Annotated in this window: 18 protein-coding genes; 5 read left to right on the forward strand and 13 right to left on the reverse strand. The window is 63.2% G+C overall.

All coding sequences use genetic code 11. The features are described 5' to 3' along the window. Positions 1–33: 33 nt before the first annotated feature. From AC3CB8_RS22935 to AC3CB8_RS22955, 5 genes are all read right to left on the reverse strand, one after another. A complete protein-coding gene (locus tag AC3CB8_RS22935; RefSeq protein WP_352563895.1) occupies positions 34–3,195 on the reverse strand; it encodes an efflux RND transporter permease subunit in 3,162 nt (1,053 codons plus the stop codon). Beyond that, complete coding sequence (locus tag AC3CB8_RS22940) at positions 3,192–4,466, reverse strand: efflux RND transporter periplasmic adaptor subunit (RefSeq protein ID WP_023782656.1); 1,275 nt, start codon at positions 4,464–4,466, stop codon at positions 3,192–3,194. The genes AC3CB8_RS22935 and AC3CB8_RS22940 overlap by 4 nt, the downstream gene beginning before the upstream one ends. Positions 4,467–4,708: 242 nt before the next feature. Further along, a complete protein-coding gene (locus AC3CB8_RS22945; RefSeq protein WP_023769741.1) occupies positions 4,709–5,305 on the reverse strand; it encodes a LysE family translocator in 597 nt (198 codons plus the stop codon). 112 nt (positions 5,306–5,417) lie between these two features. Further along, on the reverse strand, positions 5,418–5,993 hold the full coding sequence (gene ilvN, locus AC3CB8_RS22950) for an acetolactate synthase small subunit (protein WP_013894763.1): 576 nt from the start codon (positions 5,991–5,993) through the stop codon (positions 5,418–5,420). Positions 5,994–6,071: 78 nt separating this feature from the next. Then, positions 6,072–7,868, reverse strand: a complete 1,797-nt coding sequence (locus AC3CB8_RS22955) for an acetolactate synthase 3 large subunit (protein ID WP_084569459.1) — start codon at positions 7,866–7,868, stop codon at positions 6,072–6,074. Positions 7,869–8,314: 446 nt separating this feature from the next. On the opposite strand from AC3CB8_RS22955, the gene AC3CB8_RS22960 reads away from it, so the two are divergent. Continuing rightward, positions 8,315–10,123, forward strand: coding sequence for an NAD(P)/FAD-dependent oxidoreductase (locus tag AC3CB8_RS22960; protein ID WP_023769739.1), 1,809 nt, complete (start codon positions 8,315–8,317; stop codon positions 10,121–10,123). Here the strand turns inward: AC3CB8_RS22960 and AC3CB8_RS22965 are convergent. Genes AC3CB8_RS22965 through tmpA form a run of 3 tightly spaced genes read right to left on the reverse strand, consistent with a single transcriptional unit; the run spans position 10,111 to position 12,074 of the window. Beyond that, positions 10,111–10,311: a hypothetical protein gene (locus AC3CB8_RS22965; RefSeq protein ID WP_023769738.1), complete on the reverse strand. Its 201-nt coding sequence runs from the start codon at positions 10,309–10,311 to the stop codon at positions 10,111–10,113. The two genes, AC3CB8_RS22960 and AC3CB8_RS22965, sit on opposite strands and share 13 nt — an antisense overlap. A gap of 30 nt (positions 10,312–10,341) precedes the next feature. Next, positions 10,342–10,926, reverse strand: a complete 585-nt coding sequence (tmpB, locus tag AC3CB8_RS22970) for a (R)-1-hydroxy-2-trimethylaminoethylphosphonate oxygenase (RefSeq protein WP_352563893.1) — start codon at positions 10,924–10,926, stop codon at positions 10,342–10,344. Further along, positions 10,923–12,074: a 2-trimethylaminoethylphosphonate dioxygenase gene (gene tmpA, locus AC3CB8_RS22975; RefSeq protein WP_352563892.1), complete on the reverse strand. Its 1,152-nt coding sequence runs from the start codon at positions 12,072–12,074 to the stop codon at positions 10,923–10,925. Before tmpA ends, tmpB begins: the two co-directional genes overlap by 4 nt. Before the next feature lie 118 nt (positions 12,075–12,192). Between tmpA and AC3CB8_RS22980 the strand changes: the two genes are divergently transcribed. Beyond that, positions 12,193–13,074: a LysR substrate-binding domain-containing protein gene (locus tag AC3CB8_RS22980; protein ID WP_023792026.1), complete on the forward strand. Its 882-nt coding sequence runs from the start codon at positions 12,193–12,195 to the stop codon at positions 13,072–13,074. 11 nt (positions 13,075–13,085) lie between these two features. On the opposite strand, the gene AC3CB8_RS22985 is transcribed toward AC3CB8_RS22980, so the two are convergent. Genes AC3CB8_RS22985 through AC3CB8_RS22995 form a run of 3 tightly spaced genes read right to left on the reverse strand, consistent with a single transcriptional unit; the run spans position 13,086 to position 14,535 of the window. Then, positions 13,086–13,616: a GNAT family N-acetyltransferase gene (locus tag AC3CB8_RS22985; RefSeq protein WP_023769734.1), complete on the reverse strand. Its 531-nt coding sequence runs from the start codon at positions 13,614–13,616 to the stop codon at positions 13,086–13,088. A gap of 42 nt (positions 13,617–13,658) precedes the next feature. Continuing rightward, positions 13,659–13,967 carry a hypothetical protein gene (locus AC3CB8_RS22990; protein WP_140615734.1) on the reverse strand — a complete coding sequence of 103 codons (309 nt, stop codon included), beginning with the start codon at positions 13,965–13,967 and terminating at the stop codon, positions 13,659–13,661. A 4-nt stretch (positions 13,968–13,971) separates the two neighbouring features. After that, positions 13,972–14,535, reverse strand: a complete 564-nt coding sequence (locus AC3CB8_RS22995) for a helix-turn-helix domain-containing protein (protein WP_352563891.1) — start codon at positions 14,533–14,535, stop codon at positions 13,972–13,974. 152 nt (positions 14,536–14,687) lie between these two features. Between AC3CB8_RS22995 and AC3CB8_RS23000 the strand changes: the two genes are divergently transcribed. Then, the gene (locus AC3CB8_RS23000) at positions 14,688–16,517 is read left to right on the forward strand and encodes an ATP-binding protein (RefSeq protein ID WP_023769731.1); all 1,830 of its coding nucleotides are present in this window, start codon (positions 14,688–14,690) and stop codon (positions 16,515–16,517) included. A gap of 282 nt (positions 16,518–16,799) precedes the next feature. Here AC3CB8_RS23000 and AC3CB8_RS23005 read toward each other — a convergent pair whose 3' ends face one another. Both AC3CB8_RS23005 and miaA read right to left on the reverse strand, forming a co-directional pair. After that, on the reverse strand, positions 16,800–17,594 hold the full coding sequence (locus AC3CB8_RS23005) for a GGDEF domain-containing protein (RefSeq protein ID WP_023769730.1): 795 nt from the start codon (positions 17,592–17,594) through the stop codon (positions 16,800–16,802). Positions 17,595–17,700: 106 nt separating this feature from the next. Beyond that, positions 17,701–18,666 carry a tRNA (adenosine(37)-N6)-dimethylallyltransferase MiaA gene (gene miaA / locus AC3CB8_RS23010; protein ID WP_352563890.1) on the reverse strand — a complete coding sequence of 322 codons (966 nt, stop codon included), beginning with the start codon at positions 18,664–18,666 and terminating at the stop codon, positions 17,701–17,703. On the opposite strand from miaA, the gene serB reads away from it, so the two are divergent. Both serB and AC3CB8_RS23020 read left to right on the forward strand, forming a co-directional pair. Then, the gene (serB, locus tag AC3CB8_RS23015) at positions 18,656–19,543 is read left to right on the forward strand and encodes a phosphoserine phosphatase SerB (RefSeq protein ID WP_352563889.1); all 888 of its coding nucleotides are present in this window, start codon (positions 18,656–18,658) and stop codon (positions 19,541–19,543) included. The two genes, miaA and serB, sit on opposite strands and share 11 nt — an antisense overlap. After that, entirely contained in the window at positions 19,540–20,112 is a 573-nt protein-coding gene (locus AC3CB8_RS23020) for a GNAT family N-acetyltransferase (protein ID WP_023769727.1), read from the forward strand. Before serB ends, AC3CB8_RS23020 begins: the two co-directional genes overlap by 4 nt. Positions 20,113–20,121: the final 9 nt, after the last annotated feature.

Raw genomic sequence — 20,121 nt, forward strand, 5'->3', positions numbered from 1 at the left:
TTGGGCCAGCGGAACTCGGCGCGTGCCTGCCTGCTACTCGGCGGCAGTCTTCTGCGGCTCACCGGGGATGTCGTCATTTGTGCCGAACAGCGAGGGCTGGTCGCCCTCTTCGACTAGGTGCAACTCGGCCTTGCGCTTCGGCATGAGTCCGACCAGCCAGCCCGAGAAATTCTCCATGTAGACGTAGATTACCGGTGTCACGAACAGGGTCAGCGCCTGCGAGGCGAGCAGGCCGCCGACGACGGCAACGCCCAGCGGCTGGCGCAGTTCCGCGCTGGCGCCGGTGCCGAGCGCGATCGGGAACGTGCCCATCAGTGCTGCCAGCGTCGTCATCATGATCGGCCTGAACCGCATCAGGCAGGCTTTGTGGATGGAATCGGTGGCCGACATGCCCTCTCGTCGCAGTTCAAGCGCGACGTCGACCATCATGATGCCGTTCTTCTTCACGATGCCGATCAGCATCAGGATGCCGATCACCGCGATGACGGACAGATCCATGCCGGCGAAGCGCAAGGCGACAACCGCCCCGAGCACGGCCGACGGCAGGCCGGTCAGAATGGTGAGTGGGTGGATGAAGCTCTCATACAGAATGCCGAGCACGATATAGATGGTCAGGATGGCGCCGCCGACCAGCAGGCCCTGGTTGGCAAGCGAATCCTGGAAGGTCTTGGCGGTGCCGGCGAAGGTCGTCGAGATCGCCGTCGGCATGCCGATCTGCTCTTTCAGCGCATCGATGCGTTTCACGCTGTCGCCCAGCGCCACGCCCTGCGGAAGGTTATAGGAGATGGTCACCGCCGGAAGCTGACCGAGCTGGTTGACCGTCAAGGCGCCGGCCGTGCGGTCGACCCGGGCGAAGGCGCCGAGCGGCACCAGGCTGCCACTCGCCGTCCGCATCTGGATGGCAAGCATCCGCTCCGGCGACCATTCGATCTTGGGATCGAGTTCGGCGATGACTTCGTAACTGTCGGCCGAGCCGAAGATCGTTGAAACCTGGTCGGTGCCGAACCCGCCATAAAGCGCCGAGCGCAGCGTGTCGGTGTCGATGCCGAGTTGGGCGGCCTTGTCGCGGTCCACCACCAGCGTCGCCTGCAAGGCGTTGTTCTGCAGGTCGCTGGTGACGTCGGTGAAGGTCGTGTGGTCGGCCGCCATCGCGTCATTCAGTTTCTGCGCCCACTGATCTGTCAGGCCGGTGTCGAGGCCCTGAACCACGAGCTGGTAGGCACTGGCCGACGAGCGTGAGCCGAGCCGCAGATTCTGCACCGGCTGCATGTAGGTCTCGATGCCCGCCACGCCGGCCAGTTGCTTGCGCAGATCCGAAAGCACCTTCTCGATATCGGGACGCTGGTCCTTGCCCTTGAGCTGGACGAAGAGCTGTCCCTGGTTCAGCGCATTGTTACCGCTGCCCGCCGACCAGGCCACATGGTCGACATAGGGCGACTTCGAGAACACGCTCGCCACCTGCCCCTGCAGCTTGGCCATGGCGTCGAACGAAATGTCCTGGCGCGCGATGGTGGTCACTGAAATCTGGCCGATATCTTCTTGCGGGAAGAAACCCTTCGGCGAAACCTCGATCAGCCACACCGAGGCTGCCGCGGTGCCGACGAAGACGAGGAACACCAGGAAGGTGTGCCGCAGGCAGAAGCTCAGAATCCGGTCGTAGCCGCGCGTGATGAAATCGCGCTTGTGGCCGGCACCATGTGCCTCGCGGTCGGCCTTGCTGACTGACAGCAGCCGCGAGCACAGCATCGGCGTCAGTGTCAGCGACACGAACATGGAGGCCAGGATGGCGACGGTGACCACGACAGCGAACTCGTTGAAGATGCGCCCGATCACGCCGCCCATCAGAAGCACCGGGATGAACACCGCCACCAGCGAGATCGAGATCGAGATGATGGTGAAACCGATTTCGCGCGCGCCCTTCAGCGACGCGTCGAAGGCTGAAAGCCCATCCTCCTCCATGTGGCGGAAGATGTTTTCGAGCATCACAATGGCATCGTCGACGACGAGGCCGACGGCGAGCGTCAGGCCCATCAGCGATATGTTGTCGATGGAAAAGCCGAACAGGAACATCGCGCCGAGCGTGGCGATCAGCGAGATCGGCACCGCCACGGCCGGGATGATCGTCGCCGTCACGCGACGCAGGAACACGAAGATCACCATCACCACCAGCGCGATGGTCAAGAGCAGCGTGAACTGTACGTCGTCGACCGCCTGGCGGATCGAGCTTGAGCGGTCGTTGAGCAGCTTGATCTGGGCTGCGGCCGGCATCTGGTCCTGGAAGGACGGCAGCATCGCCTTGACCTTGTCGACGACGTCGACCGTGTTGGCGTCCGGCTGGCGCTGCACCGCCATGATGATCGCGCGGGTACCGTCATACCAGCTTGCGGTCGTGGTGGTCTGCACCGAATCGACGACACGGGTCACCTCGCCCAGCCGCACCGGGTGGCCGTTCTTGGTGGCGATGATGAGGTTTGAGAAACCGGCCGCGTCGGTAAGCTGCGTGTTGGCGGTGATGGTGAGCTGCTGCTTGTTGTTCTGCAGCACGCCGAGCGGCGTGTTGCTGTTGGCGGATGCGACCGCTGCCTGCAGCTGATCGATCGAGATGCCGCGCGCGGCAAGCGCGGTCGGATCGATCTGAATGCGCACCGCGTATTTCTGCTGGCCGAAGATCGAGACCTGCGCGACGCCGTCGATGGTCGACAGCGATGGCGAGATCACGTTTTCGGCGAAGGCATCGAGGTCGGTCAGCGGAACCGTGTCGCTGACCAGCGACATTAGCAGGATCGGCGCATCGGCCGGATTGACCTTGCGATAGCTCGGCGGCGCCGTCATCTGCGGCGGCAGCGATTTCTGCGTGCGCGCGATGGCCGCCTGGACGTCCGCGGCGGCCGCGTCGATGTCGCGGTTGAGCACGAACTGGATGGCGATCGAGGTCTGGCCGAGCGAATTGGTGGTCGAAATGGAATCAATGCCGGCGATGGTCGCGAACTGCTTGATCAGCGGCGTCGCCACCGACGTGGCCATGGTTTCCGGCGAGGCGCCAGGCAGCGAGGCCGAGACGTTGACGACAGGGAATTCGGCGCTGGGCAGTGCCGCCACCGGCAGGAATTTATAGGCAAACAGTCCGCCCAGCACGAGGGCGAACGACATCAGAAGGGTGGCGACTGGCCGGCGGATGCAGAATTCGGAGATCATTGGGCCGCCTCGCCGGCGCTGGTCGCCTCGGCCACCTTGGGCGCGGCCGCCTTGCCTTCATGCACCGCGGCGCCGTCCTTCAGCCTTGTCTGGCCCTCGGTGACAACCTTCTCGCCGCTTTTCAGCCCCTGGCTGATGGCGCTGTTTGCGCCTTCGGTCAGCGCCACCTGCACCGGCCGCATCTCCACGGTGTTGTCTGGCTTGACCACATAGACGAACGGCCCCTTCTGGCTGGGCTGCACCGCCACGGTCGGAACGGAGGTCATCCGCGGCATGATGCCGGCGTCGAGCACGACATTCACATACTGGCCAGGCCAAAGGGAAAGATCGGCATTGGGAATGCTTGCCCGCGTTGCGATCGTGCCCGATGCGGTGTCGACGCTGGAATCTACGAAATCGAGCGTGCCCTTGCCAATCGGCGTCGGGTCGCCGTTCTGGGTCAATGTCACGGCGTTCTGCCGTGGATTGGCAAGCGCCTTGTGAAGCAGTGCAAGGTTGCTTTCCGGCAGATTGAAGTTGACCTGCAGCGGGTCCATCTGGGTGATGGTCACCAGTGGCGTCGCCGTGCTGCTGTTCCCGTTGCTGACGGTGACGAGGTCGCCTACGGCGACATTCACGGCGCCCAGCCTGCCGTCGATCGGCGCGGTGATGCTGGCAAAGCCAAGCTGGACGTTGTCGGCGTCGATCGTCGCCTTGTCGGCCTCGACCGTCGCCGCCGCCGCCTTCTGCGCGGCAACGGCCTGATCGTAGGTCTGCTGCGTACCGGCCTGCTTGGCGACAAGGTCCTTGGCGCGCTGAAGATCGGAGTTCGAGCTGGCGAGCAGCGCCTGGTCCTTGGCAAGCGCCGCCTGGTCCTTGGCGAGTTGCGCCTTCAGCGCCCGGTCGTCAAGCGAGAACAGGAGGTCGCCAGCCTTCACCATCTGCCCGTCCTTGACGTCGATCGACACGATCTGGCTGGAGACGCGCGCGTTGATGTTGACCACGGCCGGAGAGGAAACGAACCCGATGGCATAGCGGCGGATCGGGAAATCCGCGGTTGTAGCCGTCGCCGAAACGATCGAGGTCGAACGGGCACCGTTGCCGCTACCCGCCGCCTTGTCCCCCGCCGGCTTGTCGGCCGCTGGCTTGTCGGCCGCCGGCTTGCCCGTCGCGGCGACCTGTTTCGCCCCGAGGAACTGCTGAGCCTTATTCAGCGCGTCCGGCGACAGATAAAGCCAGGCCGCGCCGACACAGGCGACCGCCAGCAATGAAAGAACGACTTTTCCACGCATCGACAAAAGACCTCTCCGTCCGACACGCCGTAGCCAGGTGGTCGTATTCTAGCGCAATTCCGGCTCGTTGCCGCGATTTCGCCGAATAGATAGGACGCGGGTTTGTCGGAAAAGGGCCAAAACACGGCATTACGAAGATTTAATGTGCACTGCACAATAGCTGTGCAGCCGGCTATCGTTAGAAACCGGAGGTAGGGTGGGCTCCGAAAATGGCTTCGAGGGGGCAGATGGAGGCTTATGATCTAGCGCAGCATCGGCCAAAGCGTCGCCGCCAGCAGCACGCCCATGGCGATGTTGAACCATTTCAACCGCACCGGATCGGACAGGAAGCCGCGTAGCGCTGTGCCGAATCCGGCCCAGACCGAGACACTGGGGAGATTGACCACCGTGAAAGCCACGCCGATCAGAATGACGGACAAGAAAGGTCGTTCGGAATTGGTGTAGACGGCCATCGCGGTGATCGCCATCACCCAGGCCTTGGGGTTGACCCACTGGAAGGCCGCGGCATCGATAAAGCGCATCGGCCGCGCATCCGTGTCGCCCTTGCCGCTGAGCGAGCGCGACATGGCAATCTTCCAGGCGAGGTAGAGCAGATAGACGGCGCCGGCAATCTTAAGCCCGGTGTGCAGCGCGGGGAAGGCGGTTAGCACCGCCCCAAGCCCGAAGCCTACGGCAAGCAAGAGGACGAGAAAGCCGAAGCTGATCCCCAGCATGTGTGGCACAGTCCTGCCGATGCCGAAATTCACGCCGGAGGCCAGCAGCATGAGGTTGTTCGGCCCCGGCGTGATCGAGGTCACGAAGGCATAGACGAGCAGTGCGAGGAACGCGTCGAGTGACATGATATCCTCCCAGATACGTCAGCACTATTGTCTTTTCCGATGGTGCACAAAGGCCAGTGCCGACCGTTGGTCACGCCAGTCCCTACACTCATGGAAATTCAGACAGGTCGGCCTACATGCCCTGCGGGCCGCGGTTCATGGCGGCCACGCCGGTGCGGCAGATCTCGACCAGGCCGAGCGGCTTCATGATGGCGATGAACTGGTCGAGCTTGGACCCCTTGCCGGTGATTTCGAAGATGAAATGTTCGGTGTTGGCGTCGATGACGCTGGCGCGGAAAGCGTCCGCCAGGCGCAACGCCTCGACTCGAGCCTCGCCGGTGCCGGCAACCTTGACCAGCGCCAGTTCCCGCTCCAGCGGCCGCTCCTGTCCGAACTCGTGCGAACGAACGGTGAGATCGACCACGCGATGCACCGGCACGATGCGCTCGAGCTGATGCTTGATCTGCTCCAGCACATGCGGTGTGCCGCGCGTCACGATGGTGATGCGCGACAGGTGCTTCTCATGCTCCGTCTCCGAGACGGTCAAGCTCTCGATATTGTAGCCGCGGCCGGAAAACAGGCCGATGACCCGGGCAAGCACGCCCGGTTCGTTGTCGACCAGCACGGATAGCGTGTGGTTTTCCGGCCTCTCCGTCTCCTTGGCGATGAAGTAGGCGGAACCGGTGGGTTGAAGGTGCTGTGCGTTCATGACATGAATCTCAAATTCTTGATCTAATTACCTGTTTTCGCACGGCTTCTTTTGACAAGCCCTGCCCCGGCTCGTCGTCTACACCAGTTCCCTGCCCTTGGCGTCGATTGCATTGGCCACGACCTCGTCGGTGGCCTCGTCCGGCAAGAGCATCTCGTTATGCGCCTTGCCTGACGGGATCATCGGGAAGCAGTTGGCGAGCGTCGCGACGCGGCAGTCGAACAGCACCGGCTTCCTGACCGAGATCATCTCCTTGATCGCGTCGTCCAGTTCGTCTGGCTTGTCGCAACGAATGCCGTGGCCGCCATAGGCCTCGGCCAGCTTGACGAAATCGGGCATCGCTTCGGTGTAGGAATGCGACAACCGGTTGCCGTGCAGCAGCTGCTGCCACTGGCGCACCATGCCCATATACTGATTGTTGAGGATGAAGATCTTGATCGGCGCGTCGTGCTGCACGGCGGCGCTCATCTCCTGCATGGTCATCTGCACCGAAGCATCGCCGGCAATGTCGACGACCAGCGCGTCGGGATGCGCGATCTGCACGCCGAGCGCGGCAGGCAGGCCGTAGCCCATCGTGCCCAGCCCACCCGAGGTCATCCAGCGGTTCGGCTTCTCGAAATGATAATGCTGCGCCGCCCACATCTGGTGCTGGCCGACCTCGGTGGTGATGTAGGTGTCCATGTCCTTGGTCAGCTCGTAGAGCCGCTGGATGGCGTATTGCGGCATGATCACGTCGTTGTTCATCTTGAAGGCGAGTGAATCGCGCCCGCGCCATTTGGCGATCTGCTCCCACCAGGGATAGAGCGCCTTCTTGTCGTGCTTGGCGGTTGCCCGCCACAGCCGCAGCATGTCTTCCAGCACGCGCCCGACATCCCCGATGATGGGCACTTCGGTGTGGACGTTCTTGTTGATCGAGGACGGATCGATATCGATGTGGATTTTGCGCGAGTTCGGTGAGAACGCATTCAGCCTGCCGGTGATACGGTCGTCGAAACGCGCGCCGATGCAGAGCATCACGTCGCAATCATGCATGGCCATGTTGGCTTCGTAGGTGCCGTGCATGCCGAGCATGCCCAGCCAGTTCTTGCCCGACGCCGGATAGGCGCCGAGCCCCATCAGCGTCGAGGTGATCGGGAAACCGGTGAGATCGACCAGTTCGCGCAAGAGATGGCTCGCTTCCGGGCCGGAATTGATGACACCGCCACCAGAATAGATCACTGGTTTCCTGGCGCCGGCCATCAGTTCGACCGCCGCCTTGATCTTATCCAGGTCGCCCTGGACCTTGGGCTGGTAACTGGTGCGCGGCGCGATCTGCGGCGGCACATAAAAGCCCTTGGCGAACTGCACGTCCTTCGGGATATCGACCACGACCGGACCGGGACGGCCGGTCGTCGCGACATGGAAGGCCTCGTGGATGGTCGCGGCGAGTTCGTTGACGTCCTTGACCAGCCAGTTGTGCTTGGTGCAGGGCCGCGTAATGCCGACCGTGTCGCATTCCTGGAACGCGTCGGAGCCGATGAGCGAGGTCGGCACCTGCCCGGTCAGGCAGACCAGCGGGATCGAATCCATCAGCGCATCCTGCAGCGGCGTCACCGCATTGGTGGCGCCGGGACCCGATGTCACCAGCATGACGCCTGCCTTGCCGGTCGACCGCGCATACCCCTCTGCCGCATGGCCGGCGCCCTGCTCGTGCCGCACGAGGATGTGCTCGACCTCGTCCTGCTGGAAGATCTCGTCATAGATCGGGAGAACGGCGCCGCCGGGATAACCGAAGACATGCTTGACGCCATTGTCCTTCAGCGCCTGCACCACCATTTCGGCGCCGGTCATTTCCCTACCTGCCATCTCGCGCCGCTCGTTCTGTCCATTGCTCATCGGTCTGGTCCCGTACTGTCCGCCATTGGGCGTTGCTGGTCGTTTAGTCGTGTTTCAGGCAATAAAAAAGGCCCCCGAGGGAGCCTGTGTCTGCGCATGGGGGGTTTTCGCCCGGCGGTTACACCGCCTTGCCCACGCGCCTTCCTACGAGAATGAGTGCCGTTTTCATGGTGGCGGACCATAAAGGCGAAGTCGCGGGGTCGTCAATGGGGTACCGCACGAATTCACTCGCCTGTGAGATCGGCTCCGCCGCGCGCTACCATAGTACAGTTGAGCCCATCCCATCGACGCACCACTATGCCGGGCTGACGACGTGCCTGGGAGGAGACGCGTTGCCGGCGAATGGGAGTCCCATCCCCAGGGCAGGGAGGTCCTGGCCGGCCGCTTGCTGTTCCAGTGGAAGCCTGAACAGGCGTTCTTGGAAAACGACAACCGGAGGAGAAACCATGCTCGAGAGAACACCCACCACGAAGGCGCAGGCACTGCTCGACAAGCTTGGCAAGGCGCTGGAGACCGGCGACATCGACGCGGCGGTCAACTGTTTCCAGGCGGATTGCTACTGGCGCGACCTCGTCACCTTCACCTGGAATCTCAGGACGATGGAGGGCCAGGAGCAGATCCGCGACATGCTGAAAGCAACCCTGGCTGGAACCCTGCCGAGCGACTGGAAGGTGGCCGAAGGCGAGGAGGCGACCGAGGCGGACGGCGTCACCACCGCCTGGATCACCTTCGAGACCGAGGTGGCGCGCGGCTTCGGCCTGGTGCGGTTCAAGGGCGACCTGATCTGGACCTTGCTCACCAGCATGGCCGAGCTCAAGGGCCATGAGGAGAAGGCCGGTTTCAATCGGCCGCTCGGCGCCAAGCACGGTCACGGCAAGGACAGGAAATCCTGGCGCGAGGAGCGTGATGACGAGATCGCCGAACTCGGCCGCGGCAAGCAGCCTTATGTCGTGATCATCGGCGGTGGCCAGGGCGGCATTGCGCTCGGCGCGCGCCTGCGCCAACTCGGCGTATCGGCCATCATCATCGAGAAGAACGAGCGTCCCGGCGATTCCTGGCGCAAGCGCTACAAGTCGCTCTGCCTGCACGATCCGGTCTGGTACGACCATCTGCCCTATATCGACTTCCCCAAGAATTGGCCGGTCTTCGCCCCGAAGGACAAGATCGGCGACTGGCTCGAGATGTACACGAAGGTGATGGAGCTGAACTACTGGTCCTCCACCTCGGCTAAATCCGCGAAATACGACGACGAGGCCAAGGAATGGACCGTCGTGGTCGAGCGTGACGGCGAAGAGATCGTTCTCAAGCCCAAGCAGTTGGTGTTGGCGACCGGCATGTCCGGCAAGGCGAACTGGCCGAAATACAAGGGCCAGGACATCTTCAAGGGCGAGCAGCAGCATTCCTCGACCCATCCCGGCCCCGATAAATATCGCGGCAAGAAGGTCGTGGTCATCGGCTCCAACAACTCCGCCCACGACATCTGCGCGGCTCTCTGGGAGGGAGGCGCGGACGTCACCATGGTGCAGCGCTCCTCCACCCATATTGTCAAGTCCGACACGTTGATGGATATCGGGCTCAGCGCACTCTATTCCGAGCAGGCGGTGGAGAACGGCATGACGACGCGCAAGGCCGACCTGATCTTTGCCTCGCTGCCCTATCGCATCCTGCACGAGTTCCAGATCCCGCTTTACCAGCAGATGAAGGAACGCGACGCGAAGTTCTACGAGGACCTGGAAAAAGCGGGCTTCCTGCTCGACTGGGGCGATGACGGCTCAGGCCTGTTCATGAAGTATCTGCGCCGGGGTTCGGGCTACTACATCGATGTCGGCGCCTGCGACTTGGTCATAGACGGCTCGATCAAGCTCAAGAGCGGACCAGGTGCGGCGGTGCGGGAATTGACCCAAACCGGCGTCAAATTCGCCGATGGCACCGAATTGCCGGCCGATCTCGTGATCTACGCCACAGGCTACGGCTCGATGAACGGATGGGCGGCGGACCTCATCTCGCAGGAGGTGGCCGACAAGGTCGGCAAGGTCTGGGGCCTTGGCTCCAACACCGCCAAGGATCCCGGCCCCTGGGAAGGCGAGCAGCGCAACATGTGGAAGCCGACCCAGCAGGAAGCGCTGTGGTTCCATGGCGGCAACCTCCACCAGTCGCGCCACTATTCGCAATATCTGGCGCTGCAGCTGAAAGCCCGGCAAGTCGGCTTGCCGACGCCGGTCTACGGGCTGCAACAGGTCTATCACAAGGGATAGTTCGCTTCTCCCGCATCGACACGGTGAACCTGTCTCGCCTCGGCGACATCGAACAAGGCGGCAGCGGCGAGTTCGCCGCCGGGGCTGGTCGGCGATGGCGTGAAAACGCCCTCGTCAGCCAAACGATCGCGGCAGGTCTCCGGCCGGTATGCCGCCACCGCGCTTTCGCCGTCGAAGCAGAAGCACATTGGCTGTCTCCTCCCGGTGATCGGTTTGCATCAGGGCCGATTGGCGAAGTCGTGCACGACGCGCTGCAGCAACGGCACATAATCGCGAAACGCCCGCGTCCGCATATTGGCGACCTTGCCGCCCTCGTCCCAGATGCGAACTCGCACCGCTTCTTCATGGAACGGGTTCTCGCGGAACGCAGCCACCTCGTCGGCACTCATCGGTCCGCCCTGCAGCGACAAGGTATGAACCGAAGCCGGCGACAGCCTGGAGAAATAGGTCGGGTCGGTGGCGCAGAGATAGCGCTTGGCGGCAACGTGCAGCCGGACGCAGTCGACAACAACAGGCGGGAAGAACGGCGCCAGCACCTCGCCGCCGGCCTCGTCATGGTGCTTGTCCTCGACATCCTCGGGCGAATAGGTGCCGAACTCGCTGGTGTAGTGGCCGATGTCGTGCAGCAGCGCGGCGGCCACCAGCACGTCTGGGGCTCCATCCTGTTCCGCCAACCAAGCCCCTTGCAGCATATGCTCGGACATCGTCACCGGCTCGCCAAGATAGGATTCGGCGCCGCGGCGCTCAAAAATGTCGGCGATGAATTCGACGATGGTGTCCGCGTTCAGATCCTGGCCGATCATTCCGCTGCCTCCTTGAAGCCGTGTTCGATCGCCGCGAGCGTCGACAACAGGCCGTCCTTGTCGGCGTAGCATCCCTGCAGCCAGCGCTTGCCGGTGCCGGAGAACGCCTTGCGGGCATGCATGACGCGGGTGTTGTCGACGATAAAGGCTTGGCCGGGCTCAAGCTTGAAGGTGACTTCGAAGGATGGATCCTCGATCAGCTCGGCGAAGCGGCGGTAGGCGGCATAATAAGCGCCCATCTCGGCGAACGGCACATCGACGGTCGGCGCCAGCGAACGGTTGTTGAAGCGGATGCAGATCAGTTCGCCGTCGGGTCCAAGCTCGATCATCGGTCGCTTCGCCTGCAGCCGCACGCCGGACGACCCAGCATATTCGAACCGCGCCGCATGGGAGCTCAGCAGCCGAAAACCTTCGGGATTTTCCGCTTGAAGGGCGGCCGCGACGGCAAAGCCATCAACGACGCTGGATTCACCGCCCTCCACCGTGTTCTCGATGCAGGACAGGATCTGCAGCGTCGGCACCGGATCGCGATAGGGGTTGTCGGTATGCGCCTGCAGGCCGAGATTGGTGTAGGCGAGATTGTTCGGGTTGACCTCGGCGCGCACTTCGAACCAGCGCCCGTAATTGGTCTCCCTGATATAGCCGAACAAGTCGGACACCTTGCACAGCCCCCCGGATTCGGCCGGCAGCCCGTCCATCACCGCAAAACCGTAAGTCCTCACCGCCGAAAGCCATTCGCGCAGGACGCCGCGGCCCTGCAAGGCCGCCGGATAGCTGGCGCGCGGCACCGAGTTCTGCATCGTCGCCCTGGTCCAGCGCTGGACAACATCGCCTGTCCAACCAAGCTGCCGTGTCTCGTCGCTATCATAGGCGTTCGCACGCAGCCATTGAGCGGGAAAGCTGACCGTTTTTCCCTCCGGTTCGAAGCTGATCTCCAGCGCTCCGGCCTTGACGGCGGCAGCGCCAATTCTCGTTTTCACCGGAATGTCGAGGATGGTGATCAGGCGCTGGCCGTTGCCGGCGCTGCGCGTCTTGTCGTCAAGCGCGTTGTCGCGCAGCCAGATGGCGTGAAAGCGGGTACGTTTGCCGTCTGTCCAACCAAGTTCGATTGTTCTGCCTTCATCGCCAACCAGCGCGTGGGTGAGCATGGAAATCCGTCCTGTCGCCTTGTTGCCCACGGTTCGTGCCGTGGTTTGGATTGCATGTTGACCTCCCAAGAGGCATAATTCCAATTATCATTTTTTGGTCTATGGTACCGGTCTACTAATGGCTCGGCGAACCATCCCTACCCTCCCTCCGCTCGACTGGCTGCGCAGTTTCGAGGCTGCGGCACGGCTGTCGAACTTCACCGCGGCGGCAGCCGAACTCGGCCTGACCCAGGCGGCCGTCAGCCAGCACATCCGGCTGCTCGAGGAAAGGCTGAAGACGCGTCTGTTTTCGCGGCTGGCGCGTGGGGTCGCGCTGGCGCCGGCAGGTGCCGCCTACCTGCCCCACATCCAGTCGGCCTTCGCCACCATTGGCAGCAGCACCACGGAACTGTTCGAACCGCGTGCCGTCCAGACCGTCTCGATCCGGGTGCCGATCTCGTTTGCGCTGCTGGCGCTGGTTCCGGCGCTGCCCGATCTCGCCGAGGCGTTGCCACGCATCCAGCTCGATCTGGTGACGATCCATCGCCCGACCGACTATGATTTGCCGGGCTCGGCGCTCGACATCCGGTTCGGCAACGGATCCTTTCCCGGACGCGAGGCCGAGAGGCTGACCGCCGAGCGGCTTGTGCCAGTGGCAAACCCGGCCTTGGCCAGTGCCGCCGACTGGACGTCGCTGCCGCTGCTTCTGGTGGCCGGGGCGCGCGAGATGTGGGCGGAATGGTTCTCGGCGGCCGGATTGGCCGGCCATCCCCAGCGCTCGCACCGCTTCGACAGTTTCGTCGCCGCCATGCAGGCGGCGAGCGCCGGTGCCGGTGTGCTTCTGGGGTCAAGACCCCTAATCGACGCGGCGCTCTACAGCGGAGCGTTGGTCCGGCTTTCCGATTTTGAGCTCCCCAGCACGTCAGGGCATTTTCTGACCAGGCGTTCGACCGCGCACCTGACAAGCGCCGAGCAGGATTTCCGCCAATGGCTGCTGAAGCGCCTCGCCGGGAAGGCATGAGGTGACTGGCGTTACCGCGACGCTGTGCCGATGCGCTTCCAATAGATCAGCGTGCCCGTCAGCCCGCCATGCGGCTTCAGCGCATAGTCCGGCACTTCGCCTGCCAAGGTAAAGCCGAGCTTCTCATAAAGCGCCGAAGCACCCTCCTCGGTCGCCGTATCCAGAACCAGCAGCGTGCGTCCCTTCTCCGCCGCGAGGCGTTCGGCGGCTAGCATCAGGCGCGTCCCGATACCCCTGCCCCGCTGCCCGACCGATGTCATCAACTTGGCGATCTCGGCCCGATGCGGCTGATTGGGCGGACAGTCGAGCAGCAAGGTAACGGTGCCGACCAGAGCGCCGCCGTCCCATGCCCCAATCACCGTTCGTTGCCCTCGTGCCGCCGCGGCCAGCGACGTCTCCCAGAACGCGCTGGCCGCATCCGACGCCAGCGGATGCATAAAGCTGACCGATCCGCCGGCGGCAACCGTTTCGACCAGCAGATCGGTCAGCTGTGCGAGTGTTTCCCGGCTTGCGGTCAACGGCCCGATTTCTACAATGTTCATACCTGGTCCTCTGGAAACGATTGATGGTCGACAGCGCCGGCGTCAGTCGAGATGGCGCACACGCCGCCGTTTGCGCGCGGCCTTGATGGCGCCGATGCGTTCGGTGTCTTCTTCCTTGAGGTGCCGACCGCGCTCCAGGATCTCGAGCGTGTATTCCTCATAGGTCAGGCCCAGCCGTTCAGCCTTGTCCATCCGCATCAGCATGACTTCGCGGCTCGGCGCCTTCCATGCCTTGGCGTGCGCGGCCTGCCAGGCCAGGAAGATGTAAGGATCGCCCTTGCCCCATGGCGGCCCCTTGTAGTCGTCAAGAGGCGGCCCCCCATTGTGGGAGCGCTTTGGCCGTCTTGCCATGACGTCAGCTCCTGACCAGGGCGACGAGATAATCGGCGCCCGGCTCCAGAGCATGAAAGGTGCAATCCGACGGCGCTCCGAGCGCCAGGCAGTCGCCCGGTTCGAGCCTGTGCACATGGTCACCCTCGGTGAATTCGAGTTTTCCCGAGATCAGCCAGATCTGCTGCTTGATGAAGGCGTAGGAAGCCGCCGGCAAGCTGACCTTCGCGCCCGCCGGCAGATGGACCTTGATCAGTTCGAGCGGCATGTCGCAGGCCGGCGACAAATGCCGCCTGACATAGCCTGTGTCGGGGTCGCGCCACACCGGCTGGCCGGCCGCGCGCAGCAGCCCGCCGCCCTGCAATTCCGCCCGTGCGATGAGGGTCGAGAGCGTCATGCCGAAGGCCGCGGCTATGCGCACCAGAAGTGCCGCCGTCGGGCTGGTCATGCCGCGCTCCATCGTGCTCAGCATTGCCTTGGAGACACCGGACTGTTCGGCGAGCTCCGCCAGCGACCAGTCCCGCATGGTCCTTTCGGTACGGATACGTCTGCCGATGGTTAGGGAAATGTCGTTCGTTATATCATCCATTCGTTCATTATAACGAAACCATGAGGGCGCGAATAGCTATCTCAAAGCAATTTTCACCAGGCCCTTAATCCTCTCTACACCATCCGACCTCATCCGACCTTAACCCCGTTCCTGTAGGGTTCGCCTCAAGGGAAATGGGGATTGGCCTGTCCATGTATGTCGAACGCGAAGCTTCAGTCGGAGAACCGACATCGCAGGAGCGCCGCACAGCCGACCAGAACGACAAGCGCATCCTGGGCAATGTCGTGCAATGCGACGGTGCGCGCGCCACCATCAGCGCCTATGCCGACGATGTCGACGGCGCGGTCACCGGCCTGTGGACGGTCGGCAAGATGATCTCGATCAACCTTGGCACGACGCGAACCGTCGGCCTGGTCTACGCGATCGGCAAGTCGGATCTGGCCTGGAACAATGACGGCCAGAACGCCATCGAGGTCAGCATCGAGTTGATAGGAGAAGTCCGTGACGGCGCCGAACCCGAGGCCAAACCGATCTTCGACCGCGGCATCACCGTATATCCGCATATCGGCGCCGTCGCGCACCGCATCCGCACCCGCGACCTGCAGGCAGTCTATGACCTGGCCGGCCGCCATTCCATCACCATCGGCTCGCTGGCGCAGGACGAGGCGATCGCCGCCAACATCGCCATCGATGACACGCTGGCGCGCCACTTCGCCATTGTCGGCACGACCGGCGTCGGTAAGTCGACAGCGGTTTCGCTGCTGCTGCGCAAGTCGATCGCGGCGCGACCGGACCTGCGCATCCTGATCCTCGATCCGCACAACGAGTTCGCGGCCTCGCTGCCGGAATATTGCGTCAGGGTCGATTCCAAGACGCTCGACCTGCCGTTCTGGATGTTCACGCTGGAGGAATTCGCCGAAGTGCTGTTTCGCGGACGCGAAACGGTGCCGGAAGAGATCGATGCCCTTCGCGACCTCATTCCGCTCGCCAAGAATCTCTATCGCAACCCCGGTTCAGGGGCCTACCTCAGGCGCGGCAGCGATGCGCTGACCGCCGATACGCCGGTGCCCTACCGCATCGCCGACCTGCTCAAGCAGATCGACGAGCGCATGGGCATGCTCGAAAGCAAGACCGATCGTCCGACCCTCAAATCGCTGAAGACACGCATCGAATCGGCGGCGGCCGATCCGCGCTACCGCTTCATGTTCAATTCGCGCCTGATCGAGGACACCATCCACGAAACGATCGGCAACATCTTCCGCGTGCCGCATCATGGCCGTCCGGTGACCTGCTTCGAGATGGCCGGCATGCCGTCGGAAGTGGTCAATTCCGTCTGCTCGGTGCTGGCGCGTCTGGCCTTCGACCTCGCTCTGTGGAGCGAAGGCAAGCTGCAGCTGCTGTTCCTATGCGAGGAAGCACACCGCTACATGCCCGCCGATGCGCGTCTCGGCTTCGCGCCGACCCGGCACGCGTTGTCGCGCATCGCCAAGGAAGGCCGCAAATATGGCTGCTATCTCGGCGTCGTCACCCAACGCCCCGGCGAGCTGGACCCGACCATTCTCTCGCAGTGCTCGACCTTCTTCGCCATGCGGCTCGCCAACGAGCAGGACCAGGCGATCATCCGCTCGGCGATCGCCGACTCTTCGGCCTCCACGCTCGCGTTCCTGTCCTCCATGGGCCAGCGCGAAGCGATCGCCTTCGGCGAAGGCGTGGCGACGACCATGCGGCTGAAATTCGAAAGACTGCCCGCTCACCTGCTTCCGGGCACGGCCAAGCGCGAGGAAGACGTGACGTCCAAGGCCGGCGAGGTCGACCTGGTGGCGATCGTGGAGCGGCTGCGCAACGTACCAAAGCCACAGAGCCAGGCGATGGCCTTCGCCGAGGTGGTCGATTCCGGCCGGCAAGCCGGCGACCCCGACTACCGCAAAGCGCCGGCGGCGCGCGTGCAGTCGGACGAAGATTTCGACACACGCTACGGCCTCAAACCCGCCACCTTCGGCCTGCGCCCGCAGAACGATTGAGCTGAGCGTCACACCTCTGCGAAAAGTCCTGAGAACCCGCGCAAGCGGCCTATCCCATGTTCGTCGGAAAGCTTGGGTAATCCCGTCGGGGAATTCGTCAGGCTGGGCCGATTGGTGTCGGCTTCGAAAACCGAAGCCGAGCGACTCTAGGTTCATGAGCACCGGCCTTCGCCGGCCGCAGCCTTAAAGGCCACAACGTCTCATAGGTGCTTCGGCCGGCGAACGCCGGAAGCACGGAAGTCGGCGGCAGACGGCCAGCCTCACGAATTCAGTGATGGGATTTTAGGCGCAGACGCGGTTGCGGCCTTGCCTTTTGGCTTCGTAGAGCTGGCGGTCGGCGCGGCGATAGAATTCCTCCGCCGTTTCCTTGCGATCCCAGACGGCAAGGCCCACGCTGGTGGTGATCTTGAGCCGGACATTGTTACCGGACAGGATCGACATGTTGGCGACCGCCTTGCGGATGCGCTCGGCGAATTTGGCCAGAAGGTCCGCCTCCATGTTGGGCGTGACCACGGCGAACTCCTCGCCACCCAGGCGCGCCACCACATCGTGGAAACGTGTCATGTCCCTGAGGCATCTTGCGACAGCCTTAAGCACCTCGTCGCCGACATCGTGGCCGTGCGTGTCGTTGACCTGCTTGAAATGGTCGAGATCGAGGATCATCAGCCCGACCGGTTTTTCGATGCGCCGGAACTCCTCGAGATATTCCTTCAGCGCGTCGTCGAAATAGCGCCGGTTCTGCATGCCGGTCAGGCCGTCGGTCAGGGCGGCATGCTCGAGCGTTTCGGAGCGGGCGCTGAGCGACACCGTCATGGCGCGCAGCTTGCCCTCTTCGGTCGCCTGTTTGCGGATCAGCGGATAGATGAAGAAGATGCCGAAAAACAGCGCGGTGGCGAGCAGTACGCCGGTCGCGAACAGGAGCTTGTTGAGGTATATGACCTTGTCCAGGCCGGAGGCCGTATGGAGTTCCGTCGCGAAGGATTGCAGTTGCCCATAGGCGTGCAGTGTCACCAGGCCAGCGGCCAGGATCACGAAGATAAAGACGAAAAAAGCGGATTCCGCTTTGTGGAAACGCATCTGCTCCCCGATAGAAAAGTACCCCATGACCTTATGGCATCGACCGACTTACGGAGCGTTAAACTCCGACAACTTCGGCGAGAACCCTTCCCTCAGGGGCAACTTTTTACGTTGCATTAGCAACAAGTGTTTGGATCGTGGTTTCGAGATCGTCACCGGGGCGAAGTCTCTGCCATTCCGGCCCCAGCTGATGGCGGAACCAGGTAGCCTGGCGTTTGGCATATTGCCTTGTCGCGATCTTGGCGCGCTCGATCGCCTCGGGAAAGCTCGACTGCCCTGAGATCGCGGCCTGGAGCTCACGAACCCCGATCGCCTTCATCGCCGGCAGGTCTGGATCCAGACGAAGGGCCGCAAGCTGCTTGACTTCCTCCAGCGCGCCCTTGTCCAGCATCTGGTCGAAACGCCTTTCGATGCGGTCAACCAATGCTGCCCGATCCGGCTCGACGACCAAGAAATGCGCGCTCGGCCTGTCGATGAGCGGCGGGCCACGCTCTGCCTGCCAGTCCAGGATCGAGCGGCCGGAGACGTCGAGCACCTCGAGCGCCCGCACGATGCGCTGGCTGTCGGTTGGTTTCAACTGCATGGCGACGCTCGAATCCTCGCGCAGCAGCAACGCATGCAGCTTGACCGCGCCTTGCTCCTTCAATTCGTAGCGCCAGCGGTCGCGTATCCGTTGCGGAATATCAGGCATTTCCGAGATGCCTTCCGCCAGCGCACGAAAGTACAGGCCGGTGCCACCGACGAAGATTGGCCGCCGCGAGAGCGTCCCGTCATCAATGAGTTTCATGACGTCGCGCAGCCAGGCGCCGGTCGAGTAGGCGGTGCCGGGATGGACATGCCCATAGAGAAAATGCGGCGCTCGTGCGAGCTCGGCCGCCTGCGGCCGAGCCGTCAGCACGTCGAGAACCGCATAGCCCTGCATGGAATCGGTGTTGACGATGACGCCGCCTGTGTGTTCGGCAAGTTCAAGCGCCAGCGCCGACTTGCCGCTGGCGGTCGGCCCGGCTATCAGGATCGCGTTCTTCACGCGGCCTTCGCCCGCATCCGTGCCGGAATTCTCGATGCCGCTCATTGCCACGCTTGTTTCCCGTCCCGCCGATCGCGCTCTGTCGCCATCGCTTGCGAATATGGCCTCACGGTCGGTGGGCGCAAGCGCTGTCGTGTGGCTGGCCGAAGGCATTGCCTGTGATCTTGCCCTGCCGCCAGCTGCGCAGGCTGATGAAACGACCGCGAGCCTTCGTGCCGCACTGGCGGCTGAACCCCTCGACGTGATCGTCCAGCAGGCTGAAACACGCCGCAAGAAAATCCTTCTCGCCGACATGGATTCGACCATGATCGACCAGGAGTGCATCGACGAGCTGGCCGACGAGATCGGCGTCAAGAATCATGTCGCGGCGATCACCGCACGGTCGATGAACGGCGAGATCGCCTTCGAGCCGGCGCTGCGCGAGCGCGTGGCACTGCTCAAGGGGCTCGATGCCGCCGTCGTCGACCATATCGTCGCCAATCGGCTGACCTTGGCCTCGGGCGGCCGCGCGCTGGTCCAGACCATGCGCGCCAACGGCGCCTGGACGGCGCTCGTCTCGGGCGGTTTCGAGGTCTTCACCACGCGCATCGCTGCGATGCTTGGTTTTCAGGAAAACCGCGCCAACCGCCTTCTCGACCAGGACGGACGCTTCACCGGGCTGGTCGGCGAGCCGATTCTTGGCCGCGCCGCCAAGGCCGAGGCGCTGCTCGAAATCTGTGCGCGCCTTGGCCTGGCGCCGGCCGATGCCATCGCCGTCGGCGACGGCGCCAACGATCTCGACATGATCCGCCTGGCCGGAACCGGTGTCGCGCTGCATGCCAAGCCGACGGTGGCAGCGCAGGCCAAAGTCCGGATCGACCATGGCGACCTGACGGCGCTGCTTTATCTGCAGGGCTATCGGCAGGAAGAATTCGTCCAATGAAGCCGATCCGTACCGAACGCCTGATCCTGCGCAATTGGGAGGATCGCGACCGCGAATTGTTCCATCGCATCAATTCCGATGATCGCGTGATGGAGTTCTTCCCGTTTCGCCGCGACCGTGCGGCCGCCGACGCCAAGATGGATGAGTTCCGCGCCTGGGTCGATGAGGACGGCTACGGCTTCGCGGCGGCCGAGATTGCCGCGACAGGCGAATGCATCGGTTTCGTCGGCCTCCTCGCGACCGATGATGTGCCATCGCTGCCGGCCGACACAATCGAGATCGGCTGGCGGTTGGCTCCCGAATACTGGGGCAAGGGCTATGTCACCGAGGCCTCGGAGGCATGGCTGGCCTACGGCTTCGAGACATTGGCCGTCGACGAGATCGTTTCCTTCGCCGTGGCGGAAAACCACCGCTCGACCGCCGTTATGAAACGCCTCGGCATGACAGCCGACCCATTGAGCGATTTCGACCACCCCAGCATTCCAGACAGCCATCCCGCGCTCAAGCGGCATGTGCTCTACCGGCTGTCGCGCGAGGACTGGCAGGCAAGAAAAAAGGCGGCCGTTTAGCCGCCTTTT

This window comes from Mesorhizobium sp. P160927 (assembly GCF_057766385.1).